Source organism: Pseudomonas sp. NPDC012596 (assembly GCF_042902325.1).
Taxonomy (GTDB): domain Bacteria; phylum Pseudomonadota; class Gammaproteobacteria; order Pseudomonadales; family Pseudomonadaceae; genus Aquipseudomonas.
The window spans coordinates 1-4,899 of the sequence record NZ_JBIBEB010000039.1 but is presented as its reverse complement, the minus strand read 5'-3'; the positions used below and the strand labels follow the sequence as shown (position 1 = coordinate 4,899).

2 protein-coding genes are annotated in these 4,899 nt (G+C 61.1%); both read right to left on the bottom strand.

Translation table 11 applies throughout. The features are described from left to right. Positions 1-641: ribonucleotide-diphosphate reductase subunit beta (locus ACFY68_RS26070; RefSeq protein ID WP_387533552.1), on the bottom strand; the 641-nt coding region annotated here is incomplete at its 3' end. A 588-nt stretch (positions 642-1,229) separates the two neighbouring features. After that, a complete protein-coding gene (locus ACFY68_RS26065; RefSeq protein ID WP_346616146.1) occupies positions 1,230-4,109 on the bottom strand; it encodes a ribonucleoside-diphosphate reductase subunit alpha in 2,880 nt (959 codons plus the stop codon). Positions 4,110-4,899 lie beyond the last annotated feature (790 nt).

Genomic DNA, 4,899 nt, shown 5'->3' with positions numbered 1-4,899 from the left:
CAGGGCAAGGCGCAGATCTCGCCTTCATCCATGCCCAGCGACTCGATGCAGTACTGGTAGGCGTGGGTGTGAATCGCCTCTTCGAAGGCCTGGCGCAGGATGTACTGGCGGCACTCCGGGTTGGTGATCAGGCGGTACACGGCCAGGGCCAGGTTGTTGGCAACCAGCGAGTCGGCGGTGGAGAAGAAGCCGAGGTTGCGCATCACGATACGGCGCTCGTCTTCGGTCAGGCCGTCCTGGCTCTTCCACAGGGCGATGTCGGCGGTCATGTTGACCTCTTGCGGCATCCAGTGGTTGGCGCAGCCATCGAGGTACTTCTGCCAGGCCCAGTCGTACTTGAAGGGGACCAGCTGGTTGAGGTCGGCGCGGCAGTTGATCATGCGCTTTTCGTCAACGGCAACACGGGCTGCGGAGCCTTCCAGCTCGGCCAGGCCTTCGGCGACGTCGAGGGCGTCGAGGGCGGCCTTGGCGCGTTTCACGGCGTCCGAGTCAGCTGCGGTGGCCGCACGGGCTTCCAGGGCGGCGGCACCGCCGGCGCTGTCGAGCTTGTCGAGGGTGGCGGCAGCGGCGGCTTGCGCAGGGGTGTTGCTTTTGGCGGCGACTTCGCCGTCTTCGTTATCGAATTCGTCCCAGCTCAGCATGGTTTGGCTCCTGCTTGAGGGTTGCTCGTGGCAACCGGTTGGATTTTGAGGTGATGCCTGTACTGCGCAAGACCCATCAGGCGTTACGGCAGGCAGTGAGAGCGGGCTCTCGTCACATTTGAAGTTGTTCGAGTCAGCGCTTGTCCTACCCTCGAGCGAGGGGCCAAGGCGCCTGAAAGCTGTACGGCCACGATAAAACGTGCGGTCTGGGCAAGCGGCGCTTGCGTCTCGCAGTCGATCATTAGCTCAACCCTTTTGGGGGCGCGAAGTATACCGGAATTCAGGGTGGATCGGGGCGGCGCAAAGACCATGCGAAGGTAATTTTTCGACCGGCATTGCGTGCTTCCGTTCACCTGAAACCTGTTGTTTCAAACACGGATGTGAGTCTAGCCGTAAATGAGATCTGATCCTATATCTTGTGTGATTTTTTTTTATCGGCACAGCATATGGTGTTTTGATCTCGGTCAGCACCTACGGGTGGTGGTGCGTGTAACGGCCGCTTGCGGCCTTTTCTTGAGGCAAAAAAATACCGCCTCAACCCCCCGAAGGCGGTTGAGGCGGCATGTTCACCTCAGCGGTGCGAAGGCCTTACTGGCAGGCTTCGCAATCCGGCTCGTCGATCGCGCAAGCCTTCGGCACTGGCGCTGGGCCGGCGGCCTGAGCCGGGGCGCTGTCGCCGCCGCTGGAAACGGCGTTGAGCTTGCCGGTGTTGATGGTCGACTTCTCGGTGCTGGTCGCGGCCAGGGCACGGAGGTAGTAGGTGGTTTTCAGGCCACGGTACCAGGCCATGCGGTAGGTTACGTCCAGCTTCTTGCCCGAGGCGCCGGCGATGTAAAGGTTCAGCGACTGAGCCTGGTCAATCCACTTCTGGCGACGCGAGGCGGCATCGACGATCCACTTGGTTTCGACTTCGAACGCGGTGGCGTACAGATCTTTCAGCTCTTGCGGGATGCGCTCGATCTGCTGCACCGAACCGTCGTAGTACTTCAGGTCGTTGATCATGACCGAGTCCCACAGGCCGCGGGCCTTGAGGTCGCGAACCAGGTACGGGTTGATCACGGTGAACTCGCCCGACAGGTTCGATTTCACGTACAGGTTCTGGTAGGTCGGCTCGATGGACTGCGACACGCCAGTGATGTTGGCGATGGTCGCGGTCGGCGCGATGGCCATGATGTTCGAGTTACGAATACCTTTCTGCACGCGGGCACGGACCGGCGCCCAGTCCAGGGTCTCGTTCAGGTCGACGTCGATGTACTTCTGGCCACGCGCCTCGATCAGGATCTGTTGCGAATCCAGCGGCAGGATGCCTTTGGACCACAGCGAACCCTGGAAGGTCTCGTAGGCGCCGCGCTCGTCGGCCAGGTCGCAGGAGGCCTGGATGGCGAAGTAGCTGACCGCTTCCATCGACTTGTCGGCGAACTCGACGGCAGCGTCGGAACCGTAGGCGATGTGCTGCAGGTACAGTGCGTCCTGGAAGCCCATGATGCCCAGGCCGACCGGGCGGTGCTTGAGGTTCGAGTTACGCGCTTGCGGCACCGAGTAGTAGTTGATGTCGATCACGTTGTCGAGCATGCGCACGGCGGTGTTCACGGTGCGTTGCAGCTTGGCGGTGTCCAGCTTGCCGTCGACGATGTGGTTCGGCAGGTTGATCGAGCCCAGGTTGCAGACCGCGATCTCGTCCTTGTTGGTGTTCAGGGTGATCTCGGTGCACAGGTTCGAGCTGTGTACCACGCCCACGTGCTGCTGCGGCGAACGCAGGTTGCACGGGTCCTTGAAGGTCAGCCATGGGTGGCCGGTCTCGAACAGCATCGAGAGCATCTTGCGCCACAGGTCTTTGGCCTGGATGGTCTTGAACACCTTGATCTTGTTGTACTCGGTCAGGGCTTCGTAGTACTCGTAGCGCTCTTCGAAGGCCTTGCCGGTCAGGTCGTGCAGGTCTGGCACTTCCGACGGCGAGAACAGGGTCCACTTGCCGTCATCGAAGACGCGCTTCATGAACAGGTCAGGGATCCAGTTGGCGGTGTTCATGTCGTGGGTACGACGACGGTCATCACCGGTGTTCTTGCGCAGCTCGATGAATTCTTCGATGTCCAGGTGCCAGGTTTCCAGGTAGGCACACACAGCGCCTTTGCGCTTGCCACCCTGGTTGACGGCAACGGCGGTGTCGTTGACTACTTTCAGGAACGGCACCACGCCCTGGGATTTACCGTTGGTGCCCTTGATGTAGGAGCCCAGTGCACGCACAGGGGTCCAGTCGTTGCCCAGGCCACCGGCGAATTTCGACAGCATGGCGTTGTCGTGGATCGCGTGGTAGATGCCCGACAGGTCGTCCGGCACGGTGGTCAGGTAGCAGCTGGACAGCTGCGGGCGCAGGGTGCCGGCGTTGAACAGGGTCGGGGTCGAGGCCATGTAGTCGAAGGACGACAACAGGTTGTAGAACTCGATCGCACGGGCTTCTTTTTCTTTCTCTTCCAGCGCCAGGCCCATGGCCACACGCATGAAGAACACCTGTGGCAGCTCGAAGCGCACGCCATCCTTGTGGATGAAGTAGCGGTCGTAGAGGGTTTGCAGGCCCAGGTAGGTGAACTGCTGGTCGCGCTCGTGGTTGATCGCCTTGCCCAGTTTTTCCAGGTCGAAGTCGGCCAGGGCCGGGTTCAGCAGTTCGAATTCGATACCTTTGGCGACGTAGGCCGGCAGAGCCTTGGCGTACAGGTCGGCCATCTCGTGGTGGGTGGCGCTGTCGGCAACGCTGAGGAAGCCCAGGCCTTCGGCACGCAGGGTGTCCATCAGCAGGCGGGCAGTCACGAACGAGTAGTTCGGCTCGCGCTCTACCAGGGTACGGGCGGTCATCACCAGGGCGGTGTTGACGTCCTTGATGGCCACGCCGTCGTAGAGGTTTTTCAGGGTTTCGCGCTGGATCAGGTCACCATCGACTTCGGCCAGGCCTTCGCAGGCTTCGCTGATGATGGTGTTCAGGCGCGCCATGTCGAGCGGCGCCAGGCTGCCGTCGGCCAGGGTGATGCGGATGCTTGGGTGCGGCTCGACCACGGCGTCGGTGTTGGCGCGGGTGGCGCGCTCTTTGGCGCGTTGGTCGCGGTAGATCACGTAGTCACGGGCGACCTTTTGCTCGCCGGCGCGCATCAGGGCCAGTTCGACCTGGTCCTGGATTTCTTCGATGTGGATGGTGCCACCCGATGGCATGCGACGCTTGAACGTGGCGGTGACCTGCTCGGTCAGGCGCGCGACGGTGTCGTGGATGCGCGACGAGGCAGCGGCGGTGCCGCCTTCAACTGCGAGAAACGCCTTGGTGATGGCCACGGTGATCTTGTCGTCGGTGTAGGCGACGACAGTGCCGTTGCGCTTGATCACGCGCAGTTGACCCGGAGCGGTGGCAGCCAGATCCTGGTTGGAATCGGCGGCCTGCGGCGCTTGGGCCTGCGGGTTCTCGCGAGTTGTGTCGGTTTGCATGGGTGGGTGTCTCCACAGTTTCTATATTGTTCAGGCGCCTTTTGGGCGCCCACCGTTCCGTCCACTTGCTCGATGGCCCAGGCGGGGATGCGGCATGCGCACGCATCCGCCCGCTCGGGCGTACCGACTTCGGGACAGACTCAGGAATAAGGGGCAATAGCTTGCCGCTCCCTGGCCGAAGTCAAAGGTTCTGGGCCAAAGCCCGAAAACCGGTGCTGATGAGTACCAGGCGTTGCCTGCAACACTCATACCCGAACAATGCCCAGAGGGCTTGCCTCGGTCGCCTCCGCAGGAGCGGTTTGGCTGCTGAAATCACCTGAAGTTCAGCCAGAAAAATTGCTTGAATTCGACTGCTGACTTGTGTTTGTGATTTTTACACGAAACCCAACATCTAGTGGTTCGCTGCGCTGGAGATACAAGATAATGCGGTATCGGGGGCTTTGCAAGGCGAGCGCCTGTGGATAACGTGTGCGTACTTTGTGAATGAATAGTGGGTATTCGCTGTAGGCCTTGTGCCAAGTGGTTTGCAGTATTTTTTTCGGGCTTGCGGCCCCACGGCAGAATTTTCAGGGCGCGAACCCTAGCACAAAAAACGGTTCAGTCAGAGGTGTTTTGGGGCGGTTGGCAGTGGCTGGGGGGGGACGTAGTATCTGGGGGAGTGAAGGGTGCTTGTCGATAGGGTGTCGGCGTTCTCAAGATCGAGCGCCGCCCGCGCGGCGCATCGCGGGCAAGTCGGATCGCCGCACCGCCGCTCCTACATTTGTTGCAACGTGCCATTCCAGTCAGGCCA